We start from the raw sequence: 18,790 nt of genomic DNA on the forward strand, positions 1-18,790 counted from the left end.
AATATAAGAAAAAAACCTATTAAATAAATATATTAGTAGACAAGAATAAAGCCTAAACTTGCCTAATTGGCCAAAATAGAACGAATACTGTTCCTCCACGACCCGATGGCTGGCAGACCACATGGCCGCCGTGAGCTTCAACAATAGTCTTAACCACGGCAAGACCAAGCCCGCTACCGCCACTTTTTCGTGAACGAGAAGGATCGACTCGACGAAATGCTTCGAATACGTAACTGGCGGCAGCATCAGGGATACCTGGCCCCTCATCTTCCACACTTAGATAGCAATTATCATCCGAATGATAGAGCCGCACGGTTAACTCGCCGGGATCTGCATGCTGGCGAGCATTTTCTAGTAGTGCGATTAGCACCTGACGGATACGGATGGCATCACAGTAAACTTGAAGGCTAGAATCGAGTTCCAACTTAAGTTTGAGTCCTCTGGCATCTAAAGCCGCTGTAAAGGTTTCAATCACTGTACTAAGTTCATCCGCTAAACAAACCTCTACACGATGTAACTCTAAGTGGCCATTGTCGTTAAGGCTCAGCACTCGTAAATCTTCTATCAGGTGATTTAAGCCTTCGACCTGCCGTAACAATCCCTCGAACAACTCACTATTAGGACTAAAAACACCTTCCGCTAAGCCCTGCAATCGACCACGCAAAATGGTGACCGGAGTGCGAAGCTCATGGGCAATGGCCGCATTCCAAAACTCCCGCTCGCGGGTCATACACTCTAATCGCTCAGCCATCGCATTAAAGTCACTAACCAGTTGCGCGGTTTCTCCCATAGTGTCTTGATCCATTTTTGCGCGTGCGTTGAGTTTACCTAGAGCGACTTCGCGTAGGCTATATGCCACAGAATTCAACGGATTGAGGATTCGCCGAGACAGACGAACAGCAACAAAAAGCGACATCCCCAATGCGGCGGCGATAGTGCAAACAATCCAGATCATCTCCATCCGAGAAGGCATCCAAGTTTCAGATATGCTGCCAGGCAAGTAGGTCACCGCAATAGCATAGAAAACATAGGAACCAAATACCGACAGGAAAATAATCCCTAGCGTCATCACAGCTAAGGATTGAATAATTTGTCTGCGTAAGCCCGGTGATTGCTTCATACTTCACCACCAAAGCGATAGCCAACCCCCCAGACGCTGAGCGGTACTCCTTGAATATTAAGGGCTTCAAGTTTTTTACGCAGCTTACTGATATGACTATCTACAGTGCGTTCCTGAGTATCACCTTCGGGTAAGCAATTAATAAGTAGCTCCTCACGGCTAAAAACACGTTTTGGCGCCCGCATCAGACAGGCTAACAGTTTAAATTCAGTGAGTGTCAGATCGAGTATTTGCTGCTGACCTTTCAAGTTCACGCTGGCCTCGTGACTGTCTAAGTCGATTTGAAACTGGCCGACGCGCAATATTTGGCTATTGGTAGACGGGTTAATTCGGACGCGTCGCAAAACAGCTTGAACCCTAGCGACCACCTCAGCAGGATTGAAAGGTTTAACCACATAGTCATCGGCACCGAGGCGTAACCCCATTAACTTATCGATATCTTGGTCAAGCGCGGTAAGCATGATCACTGGTGTATCGCCACGGGAACGAATTTCATTCAATACCTTCCAGCCATCGAGATTAGGCATCTGTACATCAAGCAACAACAGATCGGGCTTAAATGTACCGTGCATGGCTAATGCTTGAATACCATCCGTCGCGTGTTGAGTTCGCAGCCCACTTCGCTGTAAATAGGCAATCAGAATCTCGGCAATCTCGGCTTCATCTTCGGCAATCAGTACAAGTGCCGAAGTCATCTGACTTTTTGTGGCATTGAGATTGGACATAAATAGCTCTAAGGCTGAAATTGAAGAACTTTATCACTCCCTCCACACATTCTCCACAAAGCCTCGAATAATTCGCAATAGCGACTCGTCATAATTCAGTGAGTTCTCAAGCATTGGTCAATGTCATCAGTGAGAACGTAGCAAATAGAGGAGAGTTGGTTATGTTCAGCAAAAAACGGCATTTAAACTTGGTACTCTTGGTAGGAATTGCCGTAATGGGATTGATGGGTTGCGACTCCGCGGAGCAGGAGGAAAATACCCCCTCTCTAATCCAGGTTTCTGTAATCACACTGGATAACGAAGCACTATTGGTCACAGAAGATCTACCTGGTCGCGTTGTTGCTGTTCGCAGTGCAGAGATCCGCGCGCAAGTTAGCGGCATAGTTCAACATCGTCTGTTCGAGCAAGGCAGCGAGGTAACATCTGGCACAGTGCTATTCCAGATTGATCCTGCACAATTTAAAGCCGATGTTGCTATTGCGGCAGCCGCCTTGCAACGAGCCGAAGCCGTATTGGTTCGTTCTCGCCAGGAAACGGCACGCTTGGCCTCCCTGTTAAAAACCGAAGCGGTTAGCCAACAAATGTTTGATGATGCAATTTCCCTGCGCGATCAAGCCGCAGCAGATGTCGCCCAATCCCAAGCGACACTTACGCGGCGCCAGTTAGATTTAGAATTTGCCAGCGTCAAAGCCCCTATCTCAGGGCAAATTGATCAAGCCTTAGTGAGTGAAGGAGCCTTAGTATCACCGACTGATACCACACCAATGGCGAGGATCCAACAAATTGACCAAGTGTATGTCGATGTTCGACTGCCAGCATCTATGTTAGACAGCATGCGTCAGCAAGCAAACGAAGCTAACCCAAAGTTAAGCGTAGAGATCCTGAGCAGCAGCGGTGAGTCTCTTGGCATGAAAGGTCATATCTTATTTTCAGGCTCCGAGGTGGATACAGGTACCGGCGATGTACTGCTGCGTGTACTCGTTGATAATCCACAACATCGCCTATTGCCCGGTCTTTTTGTAAAAGCTCGGGTTCCAAAGACTTACTATTCTTCCACTCTGAGAGTGCCACAACAGACGGTCACCCGTAAGGCGGGTCAACCCCAAGTATGGGTACTCAATGCGGAGGGCAAGGTACATCCAGTAGCAATTAAAGTCGATGAGCTAGTGGCAGGCCGCTACCGCGTGATATCAGGACTATCTGCTGGCCAGCAGATAGTCGTTGAAGGCATCGAACGCCTAAGTCCTGATGCGCAGGTTCATGCTCGGCTTTGGCAACCCACAGCAGAGCAGCAATTAAGTGCCGATGTGCGCTGATTTGGAGACATACCATGCCACAGTTTTTTATTAACCGCCCAGTATTTGCATGGGTGATAGCCCTCTTTATCGTACTGATTGGTGTCATCTCGATTCCGCAATTACCTATCTCTCGCTACCCTTCGGTTGCCCCCGTGTCGGTAAGCATTTATGCCGCTTATCCAGGAGCCACGCCACAAACACTTAATGACTCTGTGATAAGCCTTGTCGAGCGTGAACTATCGGGGGTAAAAAACCTACTGTACTTTGAATCATCAGTTGACAGCTCAGGAAGTGCACAAATTACCGCCACCTTCAAACCGGGCACAGATGCGGAACTTGCCCAAGTTGATGTGCAAAATCGCATTAAGGCAGTCGAACCACGCTTACCTCAAGTCGTACGGCAGAGCGGTCTGCAGGTTGAGTCGGCAGCATCGAGCTTTCTGATGATGATTGGCATGACGTCACCTAATGGTCAATTCGACGAAGTCGCGCTAAACGACTATTTGGCGCGAAATGTTGTCGAGGAACTACGCCGAATCGACGGTGTGGGACGAGTGCAATTATTTGGTGCAGAGCAAGCCATGCGTGTCTGGGTTGACCCCAATAAACTCACCGCCTATGGCCTGACAATGAACGACCTTAGTCTGGCGATTGAACAGCAGAACGCACAAATCGCCCCAGGCCGACTCGGTGATGAGCCAGCCTTACCCGGACAACGCCTAACAGTCCCATTGACCGTACAAGGACAACTGACCACACCCGAGGAGTTCGCCGCTATTGCCCTACGTTCCAGTGTCGATGGCGCCAAATTGGTGTTGGCTGATGTGGCTAGAGTTGAGCTGGGCGCTCAGTCCTATGGTTTTTCGAACCGTGAGAATGGTGTAACGGCAACCAGTGCCGCGATTCAACTATCCCCAGGCGCCAACGCCGTTCGCACCGCTTCAGCAGTGCGAGAACGCTTAGCCGAACTAGCAACCAGCATGCCCTCAGGCATAAGCTATTCAGTGCCCTTCGACACAGCACCTTTCGTCAAAGTGTCTATCAAAAAAGTAATCTATACCCTGTTTGAAGCTATGGGCTTAGTGTTTCTGGTCATGTTCCTGTTCTTGCAGAAGCTGCGCTACACACTAATTCCAGCCATCGTCGCCCCCATCGCATTGCTCGGCACCTTTGCCGTAATGTTGCTGGCGGGTTTTTCAATAAATTCGCTGACTATGTTTGGCATGGTATTGGCCATTGGCATTATTGTTGACGACGCTATTGTGGTGGTTGAAAGCGTGGAACGGCTGATGGCGACCCAAGGGTTATCTCCCAAAGAAGCGACCTCACGGGCGATGAAGGAAATTACTGGTGCGGTAATAGGTATAACCTTAGTGCTAACGGCTGTGTTTATTCCCATGGCCTTTGGTAGCGGCTCGGTAGGCGTTATCTATCAACAATTTAGTTTGGCTATGGCGGTGTCGATCTTAATTTCAGCCTTCCTCGCCCTGTCTTTAACTCCAGCCCTATGTTCGACACTATTGCATCCTGTCAGTGCAGATCACCAACACAAAAGCGGATTTTTTGGTGCTTTTAACCGCGCCTTCGAACGCTTGACGACTCGTTACAGTGCACGGTTAGTACACTTGGTAGGGCGTAGCGGGCGAATGATGGCAGCATTTGCAGTGATCTGCGCTGTACTCGTATTAGCGGTTAAGGAATTACCTTCGTCCTTCCTACCCGACGAAGATCAAGGCTACTTCATGACCTCTATTCAATTACCCACTGGCGCAACAAGCGAACGTACACTAGAAGTGGTAAAAAAATATGAAGCACACGTAGCTACTCGCCCAACATTGGATACCAATATGGTAGTACAGGGCTTTAGCTTTGCAGGCTCAGGCCCAAACGCTGCCATGGCTTTCACTATGCTCAAAGATTGGGATAAACGTAATGGTGCCACAGCGGCAGAGGAAGCAGAACTTGCACAACAAGCTATGGCAAATAACGTCGAAGGCACTGTCATGAGCCTGATGCCACCTGCCATCGACGAGCTGGGGACTTCATCAGGCTTCACTCTATACCTGCAAGATAGAGCCAACCGTGGTGAAACGGCGTTACTTGCTGCACAGGCGCAACTGCTCGAGTTAGCGGCTCAAAGCAAGGTGGTTAGCAATGTCTACCCAGATGGTTTACCGCCCGGTGAAAGCATTAACCTAGATATAAATCGACCAAAAGCCGAGGCTATGGGCCTGTCTTTCGCAGCGGTAAGCAGCACGCTTTCGGCAGCCATGGGATCACAGTATGTCAATGATTTTCCGAATAATGGACGTATGCAACAAGTCATTCTGCAAGCGGAAGCGTCTGCACGTATGCAGCTAGATGACGTGCTAAGCCTGCGGGTGCGTAATACTAGCGGTGGCATGGTACCTCTGCGGGAGGTAGTGACACCCAAATGGAGTGAATCGCCACAGCAAATGATGCGCTTTCAAGGCTTTCCGGCAGTACGAATTTCGGGAGGTGCTGCGCCAGGTGTTTCCAGCGGAGCCTCCATGGCAGAAATGGAACGCCTAGTGGCACAGTTACCACTAGGCTATGCGATAGCGTGGACAGGGGCATCATTACAGGAACGCCAATCGGCTGCACAGGCGCCGCTGCTTATGTTGTTGTCTGCGCTGGTGGTATTTTTAGTTCTTGCTGCACTGTACGAAAACTGGTCGATTCCGCTATCGGTAATGCTGGTAGTTCCGCTGGGACTCATCGGAGCCGTGGCAGCTGTTATGCTACGAGGCATGCCTAATGACGTGTTTTTCAAGGTGGGGATGATTACCATAATTGGCCTATCAGCGAAAAACGCCATCCTTATCGTCGAATTTGCCCGCCAATTACACGCCGAGGGACGCAGTTTGGTCGATGCAGCAGTAACCGCTGCACGGCTGCGTCTGCGTCCAATCTTGATGACTTCGCTAGCCTTCACCCTTGGCGTCGTCCCTTTGATGCTTGCAAGCGGCGCGAGTGCAGAAACTCAACACGCTATTGGCACCGGCGTTTTCGGCGGTATGCTTAGCGGAACCATACTAGCAATATTCTTTGTTCCTATCTTTTTTGTCTTTGTCATCGGCACACAAGAGCGCATTAATACCAAGCTAGTAAGACGTAATAATTTCAAAACGGCCAAAGGATAAACACCTATACACGTGTACTCAGTTTAGACTACTACGCTCCCCACGGAATAGTAGTAGGCTAGTCCTAACAACGGCTGGCTTACTACTAGCATGTTGTTGTACGGCTAAAGAATAATAAATTATTTAAAAATAAAAGGTTTCAAGCTAATTAATCAAAAGTCTATTTATTATTTCCTACTTTCCCAGATATCCCACTTTTTAAATGCTGAAAATCCCCAAGAATTGATTCCTCCATGGCAAAACCTAATAAAAGGTTGCACTTCACATGTGCACCAATAGCTTTCTAACACTTTGAGTAGTTTTATATTTTTAGTTTCTCTATAGGGAAGTAAAAGAGTAAAACGCATCCGATAAATTAAAATCCATATTATGATTTTTAAATATTTAATTGATGATTAAAAGGTTGCTACCCAAAAAACATATGCCCCTCGTTAACATTTTAACGAGGGGCATTTTTTTGCAAAAAACTGCAATACTGACCACAGAGAAACTATTCCGCAGCAGCGCGGTTTAATCGATCCCAAATATCAGCCCACTCCTCAAGACGAGGCGGCGCTTCAACCAAAAGTGTTTTAATCCCCTTTAGGTCTAATGCGTAAAGAGAGGCATAAAGTGCTTGTCGATATCCTTGGTGGTTGTTCGGTAATATCAGCTTATGTTGGCAATGGATATTTTCCATCTGTGCAGAATATCCCAATATCCCCGTAGCTTCAGGCTCTGCATAAAATTGCGTTGCGAGTGAAGCAGCACAAATTACGACTTTGGCATTAGGCTGATAATGGACTTTCATATTGCCAGAAATCACTTCCTGATGGCATTCAGGCGTAATAACGGGGAACGGTAAGTAGGGCTGAAAATCCCTCGCGGATAATGGACCACTTCGTAAAATCTCAGCTTGATTTTCACTGATCCGTAAAATAGTCGACTCAGTACCCACACTGCAAATGCCGCCATCGAGTACAGCAGCAATCCTTCCATCAAGCCCACTCAATACTTGCTCTGCACTGGTCGGGCTGAGTTTTTTATGTAAGTTTGCAGATGGAGCAGCAACGGCAATATTGAACTGTTGCAATAGTGATAAAAGCACCGGATGATCAGGCATTCTTATCGCAATACTGGGCAATCCACCGGTTATAACATCCGAAACCGAGGGATGACGCTCAAAGATAAGAGTCAGCGGCCCAGGCCAAAATGCCTCGGCAAGTGGTGCAACCCAATCTGGAATAACGTTAACCCAACGAGAAAGCTGATCGATGCAGCCAATATGAGTTATGAGTGGATGATTTCTAGGACGTTGTTTAGCCGAAAAAATCTTTTCAACCGCTTCAGGGTTGCTGGCATCCGCCGCGAGCCCGTAGACAGTTTCAGTCGGTACTGCGACTAGTTCGCCCGCAATTAGCAACTCTCCCGCACGTTGTAAATCAGCAGGATTCAGCGCATTAAGTCTTTCTGTTCTCATGGATTACACCAGTGGCAACGATAAGGATCAGCCACACTCTCCTCTTTGGTTTCAATTTGTTGATATTGGCAGTGAAGACATTGACGGATAAAAGCTTTAGCGAGATCTGTTGGCGTACCACACTCGCGGCAAGGCAAACCCACGATGCGATCGCGCAGCCAGAAATCCGCTTGATGACATTGTGGGCAATGTGTTTGAAGGCGCTCAACCAGTTGCAGTGCGGCCTTGATAATATATTGCTGCCGCAGCGGAGAATGCATCGCGCGAAGGTCTGGAGCGACATCAATTGGGCAAGCAAAACGACCATTTTCAGGCCCTAGATTCATCGCTTCTAATGTGGCCAGCAACATATCTAGATTGGCTACACCTTTGATCGTATGGCCATCAACCTTAACTATCCACGCTTGACCCTCTTCAGCACCAGATAACGCCGCACTAAGTGCACTAACATCATCCCCTTGGTAACTTTGCAAGCTTACCGGACCAGATACATTCGCTACGATATCAATATTTTGCCTTGCATCATGCAGTACGATCAGCTCCGTATCCCAATCCATTATTCCTGGCAAAGGCCCTCCCCCAAAACTACCTTCGCTGCCTAACCCCGCCTCTAGACCTGTTAGCTCACAGGCAAGTCGCGCTTTTTTCTTAGCGCACTCTAGTGGTGAAAGCGTACGCTCAACTTCTCCAGAAAAGGTGCCCAGCATGTCGGTATCAAATGCATCCGTTGCGACAATTTCAATCCCAAGTGGCGACAGAATTGGCACAATTTGTGCCGCCTTGCCATGTTTGCTTAACAAGGCAATTCGCTTTGGCATTTTATAATGTGATTGATGATCCATGATGAATACTCACTCCTGAAGTGAGGGGGGTAATTCTTAACTTTAAGCAAACCTAGCCTTACTCAATATTCTCTACAACGAGATAACGACGCTGAATAAGGAAGGCTATTGTTGCCGTATCAGTGATGGGATGTAAAATAGATAGATATTCACATAACGTTCTATATAAGTGAACGATTCTATGAGAAACCTCAATTTTCACCATCTACATTACTTCTGGACTGTCGCTAAAGAAGGACATTTAACTCGAGCCTCCCAGAGACTAAACGTTTCACAATCGGCTTTATCATCCCAGATCAGACAGTTAGAGGAACAACTAGGGCATGATCTGTTTCACCGTCAGGGCCGGGCATTATTACTGACAGAGGTTGGGCATCTCGTTCTCGAGTACGCTGAAGGAATTTTTAATTTAGGTCACGAATTGCTTTCAGTTATGGAAAATGGCGAGCACCAAAGGCTCCAGCTACTAAGAATAGGTGCAGTAGCGACCCTTTCACGCAATTTCCAAGAAAACTTATTACGCCCGGTCATTAAATTAAATAACGTCAAACTTGCTTTAAAATCATCCAACTTTGATGATCTTCTCGAACAATTGCGTGTACATAAATTAGATTTGATCCTCTCAAATCGCCCTGTAGCTTCGGACTCTTCAACCCCTTGGCGCTGTAAATTAATTGCTCAGCAAGGCGTATGCTTAGTCGGCCCAAATAAAGCGGAATTCAATGCATTACGCTTTCCAGAGGATCTAATAAAAGTAAAATTACTATTACCTGGCCCCGACAGTGATATTCGTAGGCAATTTGATTTGTACTGCGAGCAACATGGGCTCTCACTAACCCCTTATGCAGAAGTCGATGATATGGCGATGCTCAGACTATTAGCACGGGATTCGGGTGCGGTGGCCGTAGTACCTGAAGTGGTTGTACAAGATGAGATTCAAGCGGGACTATTGAAAAACTACGCGGCCTTAGATTGTGTGACTGAAAGTTTTTATGCCATAACCGCTAAAAGACACGTTGATTTACCAATCTTACATACTTTGTTAAGTACAAAAATGGAGTAACTGATATCACAATCAGTCGATTGGGATTGATTTTAGTTGCACATAAGCGGCTGGTGCGTTTATTCATCTATTAACCCGATCTGAGGTTAAATAGCATATGTTTGCCAGCCAATTTAGGGCTGAAATTGGCTGGCATTTTGCAGCATCATTGGCTTAAACCAATGAATTACCAAAATTTAAACATCTTAACCAAAAAATATCAGCTCAATCATACCTGCCGGTAGTGATCTTGCATTTGGTATGAACGGGCATACAGTGCAAACACTAATGCCGCCAAAATAGCAAAACCCGCAAAGAAAAACATTTGGAATGCCGTCACGCTCATCCCCGTTTGCATTATTTGCTCAGTCACAGCAGGACTTTTAACACTCACATTGGCAAGCAATACCCAGAGGTTACCAACGGTAACGGAAAGCGTCCAAAAACTCATGATAGTCCCTTTCATCGCTTTAGGCGCTTGGCTATAGGCAAACTCTAATCCTGTCGCCGAAACCAGAACTTCACCAAAAGTCAGCAAAGCGTAAGGTAGAATTTGCCAGAAGATCGAAAGTGCTGAACCACCATCCATCATCAATTGAATCGTCCCCACCACAATCCAACTCAATCCAGTAATGGCAATCCCCGCCCCCATTTTACGTAATGCGGTTAACTTAATCCCCATACGCTCAATCGCGGGGTATAACACAAAGTTATTGAATGGGATCAATAGCATCACTAACAGTGGATTTAAAGCCTGCATCATTGCAGGTTCAAACCACGAAGGTTTAACCATATCATTGGCCTGCAAAATCCAAGTCGAAGCCTTTTGATCGAATAACGACCAAAATGGGGTAACCAACGCAAATAAAACCAAAATTCGAAGGACTGAACGTACACCATCTACCGCAATATCAGGATGACAGCTTCGAGCACGCTCAAGTTGTAATGAAGCGCCAGCCCCTACAAACCCCATCAGTAGCACCATAGCACTACAAAGGCCCGCGACGATTCCTAGAGTTGGGATATTCACCAGCGCATAGGCAGCAGATATCCCACCAATTAGTGCCAACACTAAACCGATATTTCCCTTACCTTCCACTTTAGTAAGCAAGGCGCTGCGGATCACAGGTAAAAAACCATGGGGATCCTTTGGTTCTGGTGGCATATGCACATAACGCTTACGACCTAACCAGAAAAATACCGTCGCAATAAACATCAGCACGCCGGGGATCCCGAAAGCAACAGCGGCACCAAAGTTTTTAAGTAACAATGGCATAGATAAGGATGCGAAGAAAGAACCAAAGTTGATAGTAAAGTAGAACATATCAAAGGCTTTTTGAGCCAATGACTTATTAGTCTGATCAAATTGATCGCCCATAAAGGAAGAAACTAAAGGTTTTATCCCACCAGAACCTAAAGCAATTAAAAATAACCCCGTATAAAAACCTTGTACACTGTGCTCAAAAATCGCCAAAAAAGCATGGCCCACGCAATAAAGTAAGCTTAACCAAAGAATGGTGTTGTACTTACCAAAAAATCTATCCGCAATCCAGCCACCCAATAATGGGAAAAAGTACACACCAATTACAAAGGAATGGAACACATCCTTAGCCACAGCGCCACGGAGATCCTCCGGAATGGACAGCAAAAGTGCTGTCATTAAGAAAGGTGTTAGAATGTTGCGCATGCCGTAAAAGCTGAAACGCTCACAAGCTTCACTGGCAATAATATAGGGGATTTGACGTGGCCATTTTGGCGCATCAACAGGTGTAGTCATCTGTTATCCTATTATAATTGTTATAAAAAACTTAAGGTTATCGGTATAAAACCAAGATTGCAGCCAAGGATACTAACAGACTGCGAATCAATATTGGCTAAATTTATACAACAAAATACGCTAAGTAGATGTAAGCCCCAAAAATGATAGAAAATTAACGACCACAGAGAGCAGTAACAATGACCAAAATTGCTATATTAGTCGGTACCACCCTCGGCAGCAGCGAATATATTGCAGATGAAATGCAGGCTCAGCTGACCAAATTAGGGCATGAAGTAGACACTTTTTTAAGTCCAACACTGGATTTACTGCAACCCTATTCCCTCTGGATCATCGTTTCATCAACCCATGGCGCAGGTGATCTTCCCGATAATCTACAGCCATTTTGTAAAGAAGTTCTACTCAATACACCAAATCTACACCAAATTAAGTTCGCATTATGTGCCATTGGTGATTCGAGTTATGACACCTTTTGCCAAGGCCCAGAGAAGCTTGTTGATGGACTTGAATATAGCGGTGCAAAAGCGTTTGTGGATAAGATCCAGATCGATGTACAACAGGATCCTGTGCCAGAAGACCCAGCTTTAGCGTGGTTGGCACAATGGCAGGATCAAATTTAAGATCCTCATTTTCAAAATACCTGAAACAACCCACAGTTTAGATCTTATTTATCCACAAAAAACTATTTATATGTATATTTTTGTGGATAAACTATTATTTAGATCTGATCAACCTCTGTGCTATTCACATCATGATCCGCTCAAAGATCCACCCTGTGGATAAATAGCGGATCTATCCCCACCTTTAATGACAGTAGATCTCGGTTAGATCACAGGATCAAAAGCTCATTAACCACTGATATAAAAGAGAAATTAGCCTTACCCACAGGAAAGTGCGATCCTAATAGTAAACATAATAAGAAGATCTATATAAAGATCTTAAGATCTATTAGTCCAGATCCACTGGATCTATTTTCGAAAAATGATCATTCACCTCAATCAAAGCAAATGCTAAAATGATCGGCTCTCATTGGGTCACTTAAGTTTTTAAAGGTAAGGTCATGCATTTTCATGAACGGTTTGATGTTATTGTAGTTGGTGGTGGTCATGCCGGAACTGAAGCCGCATTAGCCGCAGCAAGAATGGGTTCTAAGACATTATTGCTAACGCATAATCTTGATACTTTAGGACAAATGTCATGTAACCCAGCGATCGGTGGCATTGGTAAAGGTCATTTGGTTAAAGAAATCGATGCATTAGGCGGTGCAATGGCGATCGCAACCGACTATGCAGGGATCCAATTTAGAACCTTAAACTCGAGTAAAGGCCCAGCGGTTAGAGCAACTCGTGCACAAGCAGATCGCGCGTTATATCGTCAGAAGATCCAAAATATTCTGCAAAACCAACCTAACTTACGTATTTTCCAACAAGCTGTAGATGATCTTGTTGTAGAAAATGATCGCGTTATCGGTGTCGTTACCCAGATGGGACTAGCCTTCGAAGCCGCCGCAGTCGTATTAACCGCAGGGACTTTCCTCAGTGGTAAGATCCATATAGGGTTAGAAAACTACAGTGGCGGTCGTGCAGGCGATCCACCATCTATCGCACTCGCCCATCGTTTACGCGAGTTGCCTATCCGTGTTGGCCGTTTAAAAACCGGTACACCACCACGTATCGACGCCAATACCATCGATTTTACTCAGATGACAGAACAAAAAGGTGATACGCCATTACCTGTAATGTCATTTATGGGTGATTTGAGCCATCACCCGAAACAAATTTCTTGTTGGATCACCCATACCAATGAAAAAACCCACGATATTATTCGTGGAGGTTTAGATAGAAGCCCTATGTACTCCGGTGTTATTGAGGGGATCGGCCCACGTTACTGCCCTTCTATCGAAGACAAGATCCATCGTTTTTCTGATAAATCATCGCACCAGATCTTTATCGAACCAGAAGGCTTAAACACCAATGAGATTTACCCTAACGGGATCTCTACCAGTCTTCCCTTTGATGTACAGTTAAATTTGGTTCGTTCGATCAAAGGGATGGAAAATGCTGAGATCGTACGTCCAGGATACGCGATTGAATACGATTATTTTGATCCTAGAGATCTTAAAAACTCGTTAGAAACCAAAACCATTAATGGATTATTCTTTGCTGGCCAGATCAACGGTACAACCGGTTATGAAGAAGCTGGCGCCCAAGGTTTACTCGCTGGCATGAACGCAGCACTGCAAGTTCAAGGCAAAGAAGCTTGGTGCCCTCGTCGCGATGAAGCTTACATCGGAGTATTGGTTGACGATTTATCGACGTTAGGCACTAAAGAACCCTACCGCATGTTTACCAGCCGTGCCGAATACCGCCTATTGCTACGTGAAGACAACGCCGATCTGCGTTTAACCGCAAAAGGTCGTGAATTGGGTCTGGTGGATGATGCGCGCTGGGCCTCTTTCAGTGAAAAACTGGAATCGATCGAATTAGAGCTACAACGTCTACGTAGCCAGTGGATCCATCCAAACTCTCCATTAGTGCCAGTGTTAAATCCGCACTTGAATACGCCTATTTCTCGCGAAGCATCTTTTGAAGAATTACTTCGTCGTCCAGAAATGGATTACAACAAACTGATGCAGATTGAAGGCTTTGGTCCTGGTCTTACCGATCCACTCGCCGCTGAGCAAGTACAGATCCAAGTTAAGTACTCTGGCTATATCCAACGTCAGCAGGAAGAGATCAATAAAGCGGTACGTAATGAGAACACGGGTTTGCCATTGAACCTTGATTACAAAGAGGTTCCTGGGCTTTCAAATGAGGTGATTGCTAAGTTAAATAGCCATAAGCCTGAAACCATTGGTCAAGCGTCACGTATCTCAGGTATCACCCCAGCAGCTATTTCAATTCTGCTAGTACATCTGAAAAAACGTGGTTTATTACGCAAGAGCGCGTAAAAGCTAGCTTAATCGCCAGTTTGGTCGCAGAAGGGAAGCATTCAGGCTTCCCTTCGACGTTTCAGGGCTTCATAATAGCCGACGAGTTTATCATTGCATTTTTGTTGAGGTTGTTCAGTGTTATCTGCCCAGTTAGAGGCCTATTTAGCCGAAATTAATCTGCCCGCTACCGCTGAGCAGAAAAAGCAACTGCTTGATTTTGTTGGTATGCTCAACAAATGGAATAAAGCCTATAACTTAACCTCAGTAAGAGATCCCGAGATCATGCTTGTCCGTCATATCATGGACAGCTTAGTGGTATCAAAACATCTGCAAGGTGAACGCTTTATTGATGTTGGAACTGGTCCTGGACTGCCTGGCATCCCATTGGCGATTATGAATCCTGGTAAAACTTTTGTGCTACTTGATAGCTTAGGTAAACGCATTCGTTTTCAAAAACAAGTAGCCTTCGAATTAGGCATTCATAATATCAGTTCGATAGAAAGCCGAGTTGAGGCCTATCAACCTGAGCAAAAGTTCGATGGTGTGCTAAGCCGTGCCTTTGCGTCAATCCATGATATGTTGACATGGTGCCATCACTTGCCAGCTGAGCATGGGCAATTTTATGCGCTCAAGGGACAACTGAGTGATGAAGAGATGCAACAAATCCCCGCTGGCTTTGCGATAACTGAAACCATCGAACTCAAGGTGCCAAAACTCGATGAGCAAAGACATTTACTCAAAATAATCAAAGAATAACAGGCTTAAAGCTCCTCATTTTGAATGGATTTTTAAGTAGGCAATAAACCAGAATTTACATACAGGGTGACATTGTGGGTAAAGTAATTGCCGTGGCCAACCAGAAAGGTGGCGTAGGGAAAACAACAACTTGTGTCAATTTAGCCGCCTCATTAGCCGCGACTAAGCGTAAAGTGCTACTGATCGATCTTGATCCACAGGGCAATGCCACTATGGGCAGCGGTGTCGATAAATACGAAGTCGAAAACACGGCTTACGAACTGCTGGTAGAAGAAAAGCCCTTCGATGAAATAGTGGTCAAAGACACCACGGGAAAATACGATCTAATTGCCAGTAATGGCGATGTGACTGCGGCAGAAATCAAACTCATGGAGTTTTTTGCCCGTGAAGTGCGCTTACGTAATGCGCTCGCGCCGATAAAAGATCAATACGATTATATCTTTATCGATTGCCCTCCTTCGCTCAACATGTTGACGGTTAATGCTATGTCGGCGGCGGATTCTGTGCTGGTGCCAATGCAGTGTGAGTACTTTGCACTGGAAGGTTTAACCGCCTTGATCGATACCATCACCAAATTGGCAGCCGTGGTGAATCCTGGTCTTGGGATAGAAGGGATTTTACGCACTATGTATGATCCGCGTAATCGTCTTTCAAATGATGTGTCCGATCAGCTAAAACAACACTTTGGCGATAAGGTGTATCGCACTGTGATCCCGCGTAACGTGCGTTTAGCCGAAGCGCCGAGCTTTGGTGCACCCGCTATGTATTATGATAAATCGAGCGCGGGAGCTAAAGCATATTTAGCGCTGGCTGGTGAGATGATCCGCCGTTCCGAACAGAAAACTCAGGCTAAGCGAGCGTAAAGGAAAACCATGACGTTAAAGAAAAGAGGGTTAGGTAAAGGCTTAGATGCCTTACTGAGTAATAGCCACGCCGCGAGTAAAAAACACACGGAAGAAGTGGTCGTTGTCGATAAAAAAGAGGAACTTATCCATCTTGATCTCGACCTATTACAGCCGGGAAAATACCAACCTCGTAAGGACATGTCTCCCGAGGCATTGGAAGAACTTGCCCATTCCATCCGTAATCAAGGCATTATCCAGCCGATTGTAGTGCGCCCTGTTAGCAATAACCAGTATGAGATTATTGCCGGTGAGCGCCGTTGGCGCGCTTCCCAATTGGCGGGTGTTGAAAAAATCCCTTGTATCGTTAAAGCGGTTCCCGATGATGCTGCTATTGCTATCGCCTTGATCGAAAACATTCAGCGTGAAGACTTAAATGCCATGGAAGAAGCCATTGCATTACAACGTTTAATGCAAGAATTTGAACTGACTCACCAACAGGTCGCCGATGTTGTGGGAAAATCTCGGGCGAGTGTATCTAACTTGTTACGTTTAAACGGTTTAAATGAGCCTGTTAAGCGTTTACTCGAGTATGGCGATATTGATATGGGCCATGCGCGCGCTTTGCTCGCAATTGAGGGTGAAGAACAAACAAATCTGGCGAGATTAGTGGCAGCCAAGGAATTAACCGTTCGCGAAACTGAACGATTGATTAATCAAACCTTAAATCCACCCAAACCCGTCGAAACTACGACTAAAGATCAAGATGTTTGTCGTTTAGAGCAGCAGTTAATTGAAAGATTAGGTGCCAAGGTTTCGATCGCTCATAGCAGTAAGGGGAAGGGTAAAATTGTAATTAACTATCAGAATCTGGCTGAATTAGACGGAATTCTTAGCAAAATTCGTTAATGTCTGTAGATTAACAGTTTTTAATGTAAATTTGTGACATATGTTAATTTTGGATTTTGACTGTTTTGCCGCTATATCACGTTAAAAGTGCTGTTTTTCCTTATCTCAAAGTTGCAATGAAGGCGTGAAAAGGTATACTTTCGCAAGCTTTTTGTGCATCGACATAAATACGGATATTTGTCATCCGGTCATCGAAACAAAAAGTATAAATGCGGAGAGGATGAGTTGAGTAAGGTTTTAGCGCGTCGTGGCCGGTGGTCAGCCTATAAATTGGTGATGATGCAGGCGGCGGTGGCTGGGGGTGCTTCAATTCTCTTTTTCGTCGTGTGGGGAGTTCAGTTTGGCTATTCTGCATTAGCAGGTGGTTCAATTGCTGTGCTCCCTAATTTTGTATTCGCGACCCTCGCTTTCTCCCATACGGGAGCAAGTTCAGCTGCAAAAGTGATTAAAACTTTTTACTGGGGGGAAGCGGTAAAGTTGCTGTTAACCATCGCAATGTTTTCGCTAGTGTTTATCAATCTTAAGGTCGCATTTATGCCTCTTTTTGTTTGTTACGTGCTGACGTTGATCGTGCATTGGACAGCTCCTTTATACTTCAAGCAAAGTTAAGTGGGATGAATCATGGCTGCAACTGGTGAAGCGTTAACACCGCAGGGCTATATCCAGCATCACCTTACCAACCTACACGTTGGTGAAGGCTTCTGGACATGGCACATTGATTCGTTGTTCTTTTCGGTTGGTCTTGGTGTTCTGTTCCTGTGGATTTTCCGTAGTGTTGGTAAAAAAGCGACTTCAGGTGTTCCCGGTAAGCTGCAATGCTTTATCGAGATGATCGTGGAGTTCGTTGATAACAGCGTGAAAGAAAGTTTTCATGGCCGCAATGCCGTGATCGCGCCTTTAGCTCTGACCATTTTTGTATGGGTATTCATGATGAACTTCATGGATATGCTCCCTGTAGACTGGCTGCCTTGGCTAGCAAGTTTAGCGGGAATTCCATACTTAAAAGTGGTTCCGACGACTGATGTAAACATCACCTTCAGCTTAGCTATCGGTGTGTTTGTGCTGATTATTTACTACAGCATTAAGGTCAAAGGCGTGTCTGGTTTTGTTAAAGAACTGACGCTACAGCCCTTTAACCATAAGGCAATGATACCCGTCAACCTCCTATTAGAGACTGTTACCTTAATCGCTAAACCAATTTCATTGGCATTGCGTCTATTCGGTAACTTGTACGCAGGTGAGTTGATCTTCATCCTTATTGCGCTGATGTATGGTACCAACTTGTTATTATCTTCCCTAGGTGTGACTCTGCAACTAGGTTGGTTAATTTTCCACATTTTGGTTATCACGCTGCAGGCGTTTATCTTCATGATGTTGACCATTGTTTACTTAAGCATGGCCCATGAAGATCATTAAGGATTGCTGAAGAAATTTTAAACTAAATCATCAACTAATTAGATTTAGATTTTAGATACTGGAGATACAGATGGAAACGATTTTAGGCATGACAGCTATCGCTGTTGCTCTGCTGATTGGTATGGGTGCTCTTGGTACTGCAATCGGTTTCGGCTTATTAGGTGGCAAGTTCTTGGAAGGCGCTGCGCGTCAACCAGAAATGGCTCCTATGCTGCAAGTTAAAATGTTCATCGTAGCGGGTCTGTTAGACGCCGTAACAATGATCGGTGTTGGTATCGCATTATTCATGCTGTTCACCAACCCACTGGGTGCAATGCTGTAAGAAAACGCTTCTGTCTTAACTCTAAATAGGAGGCTGTTGTGAATTTCAACGCTACCCTAATCGGTCAGACGGTCGCCTTTATCATCTTCGTGTGGTTCTGCATGAAGTTTGTATGGCCCCCTTTGATGAATGCCATCGAAGCGCGACCAAAAAAGGATTGCTGACGGTCTAGCTGATGCTGATCGT

General features: G+C 45.5%; 16 protein-coding genes and 1 pseudogene. 12 read left to right on the top strand and 5 right to left on the bottom strand.

Annotation, left to right across the window (positions count from 1 at the left end; all coding sequences use genetic code 11):
• Nucleotides 1-52: 52 nt before the first annotated feature.
• Together SHEWPOL2_RS14395 and SHEWPOL2_RS14400 are read right to left on the bottom strand one after the other, a co-directional pair.
• Entirely contained in the window at nt 53-1,120 is a 1,068-nt protein-coding gene (locus SHEWPOL2_RS14395; protein ID WP_037429334.1) for an ATP-binding protein, read from the bottom strand.
• The gene (locus SHEWPOL2_RS14400; RefSeq protein ID WP_037429336.1) at nt 1,117-1,845 is read right to left on the bottom strand and encodes a response regulator; all 729 of its coding nucleotides are present in this window, start codon (nt 1,843-1,845) and stop codon (nt 1,117-1,119) included. Before SHEWPOL2_RS14400 ends, SHEWPOL2_RS14395 begins: the two co-directional genes overlap by 4 nt.
• A gap of 161 nt (nt 1,846-2,006) precedes the next feature.
• Between SHEWPOL2_RS14400 and SHEWPOL2_RS14405 the strand changes: the two genes are divergently transcribed.
• Nucleotides 2,007-3,161: an efflux RND transporter periplasmic adaptor subunit gene (locus SHEWPOL2_RS14405; protein WP_037429337.1), complete on the top strand. Its 1,155-nt coding sequence runs from the start codon at nt 2,007-2,009 to the stop codon at nt 3,159-3,161.
• 14 nt (nt 3,162-3,175) lie between these two features.
• Nucleotides 3,176-6,307 (top strand): multidrug efflux RND transporter permease subunit, encoded by a 3,132-nt coding sequence (locus SHEWPOL2_RS14410; protein ID WP_037429338.1) that lies wholly within the window; start codon nt 3,176-3,178, stop codon nt 6,305-6,307.
• Between the two features lie 490 nt (nt 6,308-6,797).
• On the opposite strand, the gene SHEWPOL2_RS14415 is transcribed toward SHEWPOL2_RS14410, so the two are convergent.
• Complete coding sequence (locus SHEWPOL2_RS14415) at nt 6,798-7,766, bottom strand: L-threonylcarbamoyladenylate synthase (RefSeq protein WP_037429339.1); 969 nt, start codon at nt 7,764-7,766, stop codon at nt 6,798-6,800.
• Complete coding sequence (locus tag SHEWPOL2_RS14420; protein ID WP_050991376.1) at nt 7,763-8,608, bottom strand: DUF6671 family protein; 846 nt, start codon at nt 8,606-8,608, stop codon at nt 7,763-7,765. The genes SHEWPOL2_RS14415 and SHEWPOL2_RS14420 overlap by 4 nt, the downstream gene beginning before the upstream one ends.
• 181 nt (nt 8,609-8,789) lie before the next feature.
• Here SHEWPOL2_RS14420 and SHEWPOL2_RS14425 point away from each other — a divergent pair, with 181 nt between their 5' ends.
• Nucleotides 8,790-9,671, top strand: a complete 882-nt coding sequence (locus tag SHEWPOL2_RS14425) for a LysR family transcriptional regulator (protein WP_037429340.1) — start codon at nt 8,790-8,792, stop codon at nt 9,669-9,671.
• 208 nt (nt 9,672-9,879) lie between these two features.
• Here the strand turns inward: SHEWPOL2_RS14425 and SHEWPOL2_RS14430 are convergent, their stop codons facing one another.
• Nucleotides 9,880-11,427: a POT family MFS transporter gene (locus SHEWPOL2_RS14430; protein ID WP_037429342.1), complete on the bottom strand. Its 1,548-nt coding sequence runs from the start codon at nt 11,425-11,427 to the stop codon at nt 9,880-9,882.
• Between the two features lie 179 nt (nt 11,428-11,606).
• Here SHEWPOL2_RS14430 and mioC point away from each other — a divergent pair, with 179 nt between their 5' ends.
• From mioC to SHEWPOL2_RS22505, 9 genes and pseudogenes are all read left to right on the top strand, one after another.
• A complete protein-coding gene (gene mioC / locus SHEWPOL2_RS14435; RefSeq protein ID WP_037429343.1) occupies nt 11,607-12,047 on the top strand; it encodes an FMN-binding protein MioC in 441 nt (146 codons plus the stop codon).
• Between the two features lie 440 nt (nt 12,048-12,487).
• Nucleotides 12,488-14,377 (top strand): tRNA uridine-5-carboxymethylaminomethyl(34) synthesis enzyme MnmG, encoded by a 1,890-nt coding sequence (mnmG, locus tag SHEWPOL2_RS14440; protein ID WP_037413447.1) that lies wholly within the window; start codon nt 12,488-12,490, stop codon nt 14,375-14,377.
• Between the two features lie 117 nt (nt 14,378-14,494).
• A complete protein-coding gene (gene rsmG, locus SHEWPOL2_RS14445) occupies nt 14,495-15,115 on the top strand; it encodes a 16S rRNA (guanine(527)-N(7))-methyltransferase RsmG (protein ID WP_037413444.1) in 621 nt (206 codons plus the stop codon).
• A gap of 74 nt (nt 15,116-15,189) precedes the next feature.
• Nucleotides 15,190-15,978, top strand: coding sequence for a ParA family protein (locus SHEWPOL2_RS14450; RefSeq protein ID WP_011718840.1), 789 nt, complete (start codon nt 15,190-15,192; stop codon nt 15,976-15,978).
• Nucleotides 15,979-15,987: 9 nt separating this feature from the next.
• Nucleotides 15,988-16,866: a ParB/RepB/Spo0J family partition protein gene (locus SHEWPOL2_RS14455; RefSeq protein WP_037413441.1), complete on the top strand. Its 879-nt coding sequence runs from the start codon at nt 15,988-15,990 to the stop codon at nt 16,864-16,866.
• A 225-nt stretch (nt 16,867-17,091) separates the two neighbouring features.
• Nucleotides 17,092-17,475, top strand: a complete 384-nt coding sequence (locus SHEWPOL2_RS14460; RefSeq protein ID WP_011074336.1) for an ATP synthase subunit I — start codon at nt 17,092-17,094, stop codon at nt 17,473-17,475.
• Nucleotides 17,476-17,487: 12 nt separating this feature from the next.
• Nucleotides 17,488-18,282, top strand: coding sequence for a F0F1 ATP synthase subunit A (gene atpB / locus SHEWPOL2_RS14465; RefSeq protein WP_037413438.1), 795 nt, complete (start codon nt 17,488-17,490; stop codon nt 18,280-18,282).
• 70 nt (nt 18,283-18,352) lie between these two features.
• On the top strand, nt 18,353-18,604 hold the full coding sequence (gene atpE / locus SHEWPOL2_RS14470) for a F0F1 ATP synthase subunit C (RefSeq protein WP_006083840.1): 252 nt from the start codon (nt 18,353-18,355) through the stop codon (nt 18,602-18,604).
• Nucleotides 18,605-18,642: 38 nt separating this feature from the next.
• Nucleotides 18,643-18,790 (top strand): annotated as a pseudogene (locus SHEWPOL2_RS22505) (F0F1 ATP synthase subunit B); the annotation flags it as partial.

The sequence above is a fragment of the Shewanella sp. POL2 genome, from assembly GCF_000282755.1.
Classification (GTDB): Bacteria; Pseudomonadota; Gammaproteobacteria; order Enterobacterales; family Shewanellaceae; genus Shewanella; species Shewanella xiamenensis.

Excerpts from the sequence above, each read along its gene's own strand:
- SHEWPOL2_RS14420 (WP_050991376.1), bottom strand. The coding sequence starts at position 8,608 with ATGGATCATCAATCACATTATAAAATGCCAAAGCGAATTGCCTTGTTA.
- atpE (WP_006083840.1), top strand. The coding sequence starts at position 18,353 with ATGGAAACGATTTTAGGCATGACAGCTATCGCTGTTGCTCTGCTGATT.
- SHEWPOL2_RS14415 (WP_037429339.1), bottom strand. The coding sequence starts at position 7,766 with ATGAGAACAGAAAGACTTAATGCGCTGAATCCTGCTGATTTACAACGT.
- SHEWPOL2_RS14455 (WP_037413441.1), top strand. The coding sequence starts at position 15,988 with ATGACGTTAAAGAAAAGAGGGTTAGGTAAAGGCTTAGATGCCTTACTG.
- SHEWPOL2_RS14395 (WP_037429334.1), bottom strand. The coding sequence starts at position 1,120 with ATGAAGCAATCACCGGGCTTACGCAGACAAATTATTCAATCCTTAGCT.
- SHEWPOL2_RS14400 (WP_037429336.1), bottom strand. The coding sequence starts at position 1,845 with ATGTCCAATCTCAATGCCACAAAAAGTCAGATGACTTCGGCACTTGTA.
- SHEWPOL2_RS14405 (WP_037429337.1), top strand. The coding sequence starts at position 2,007 with ATGTTCAGCAAAAAACGGCATTTAAACTTGGTACTCTTGGTAGGAATT.
- SHEWPOL2_RS14430 (WP_037429342.1), bottom strand. The coding sequence starts at position 11,427 with ATGACTACACCTGTTGATGCGCCAAAATGGCCACGTCAAATCCCCTAT.
- mioC (WP_037429343.1), top strand. The coding sequence starts at position 11,607 with ATGACCAAAATTGCTATATTAGTCGGTACCACCCTCGGCAGCAGCGAA.
- atpB (WP_037413438.1), top strand. The coding sequence starts at position 17,488 with ATGGCTGCAACTGGTGAAGCGTTAACACCGCAGGGCTATATCCAGCAT.
- SHEWPOL2_RS14425 (WP_037429340.1), top strand. The coding sequence starts at position 8,790 with ATGAGAAACCTCAATTTTCACCATCTACATTACTTCTGGACTGTCGCT.
- SHEWPOL2_RS14410 (WP_037429338.1), top strand. The coding sequence starts at position 3,176 with ATGCCACAGTTTTTTATTAACCGCCCAGTATTTGCATGGGTGATAGCC.
- mnmG (WP_037413447.1), top strand. The coding sequence starts at position 12,488 with ATGCATTTTCATGAACGGTTTGATGTTATTGTAGTTGGTGGTGGTCAT.